Source organism: Arthrobacter sp. GCM10027362 (assembly GCF_042679445.1).
Taxonomy (GTDB): domain Bacteria; phylum Actinomycetota; class Actinomycetes; order Actinomycetales; family Micrococcaceae; genus Crystallibacter.
On record NZ_JBHTML010000369.1, the window covers coordinates 1 to 1,377 of the forward strand.

General features: G+C 70.2%; 1 protein-coding gene. It reads left to right on the forward strand.

Going from position 1 to position 1,377, the window contains the following annotated elements; all coding sequences use genetic code 11:
* Positions 1–1,377 (forward strand): CDP-glycerol glycerophosphotransferase family protein (locus ACFQ36_RS22725; RefSeq protein ID WP_377017843.1); only part of this gene is annotated, 1,377 nt, incomplete at both ends.

Sequence of the window (1,377 nt, forward strand, 5' to 3'; positions counted from 1 at the left end):
CACCTGCCCGGCGTGGCGGCGGTTCCGGCGCGGGCCGGCCACGCCCCCAGGTATGCGGCCGGATCCTGCCTGCTGCTGTGCTGGGCCGGGGCCACCGCCGCCCTGGGCTGGCCGGTGTGGTTCTGGAGCATCGCCACCCTGGCCGTGCTGGGACTCTACGGCGCGGCGGCGCTGAACGCGTATCGGCGGGTGGCAGCCAGCCGGGCGGTGGAACGCAACCTGGGTGCGGCGGTCCGGGAGTACGCACCGGAGCTCATCATCTACACCGCCCGGCCCGACGATGCCTCCTACCAGGTGGCCATGTGGCTGCCCTACCTGCAGCGCACCGGCAAGAGGTTCATCATCGTCACCCGTGCCCTGATGCCCTCCGAGGCCTTGGCTGCACTGACCGATGCCCCGGTGGTCATGCGACGGCGCGTGGCGGACCTGGACGACGTGGTGGTCCCCAGCGTCAACGCGGTGTTCTACGTCAATGCTTCCTCCGGCAACGGCGCCATGGTCCGCTTCCACGAACTCACCCACGTATACCTGGGCCACGGGGATTCGGACAAGCCGCCGTCGTACAACCCCACGCACGCGATGTACGACAAGATCTTCGCCGCCGGCGAGGCCGCCACCCGGCGCTACGCCGACCACGGCGTGTCCATCCCGCGGGACAAGTTCCAGATTGTCGGCCGCCCCCAGCTCGAGGACGTGCTTCCGGCCCGGCCGGCGGGTGCGGGCTCCCCCGTGGTGCTCTACGCCCCCACCTGGCGCGGTCATGTTGAAGAAACCTTTTTCCATTCGCTGCCCGTGGGCGAGAAGATCGTCCGGTCGCTGCTGGACCGCGGGGCCACGGTGATCTTCCGGCCGCACCCGTTCAGCTACGACTTTCCCGAAGATTCCGCGCTGATCAGGAACATCCAGGAACTGCTGCGCGAAGATGCCCAGCGCACCGGGCGCAGGCACCTGTGGGGCGCCGAAGCCGAGTCCGTCCGCGGCATCATCGAGTGCATGAACGCCTCGGACGCCATGGTCTCGGATGTCTCCAGCGTGGTGTCCGACTACCTCTACTCGGGCAAGCCGTTCGCCATGGTGGCGGTCAACGCCGCACCGGCCGACTTCGTGGCGGAATACCCCATTGCCCGGGCCTCCTACGTGCTCGAGGGCGACCTGGGCAATGTGGAGGCGGTGCTGGACTCGCTGCTCGGCGCGGACGAATTGGCCGGCCCCCGGGCGGCCCTGCGCACAGACTACCTGGGCGACTTCCCGGTGGAAGGCTACGCCGAGGTGTTCGTCGACGCCGCCCGCACCGTGGCTGCAACCGGCCGCCGGCAGGCCGCTCCCGCGGCCGACCAGGACGCGGAGGCTGCGGAATCGCCCGAGCCGGCGGCGGAC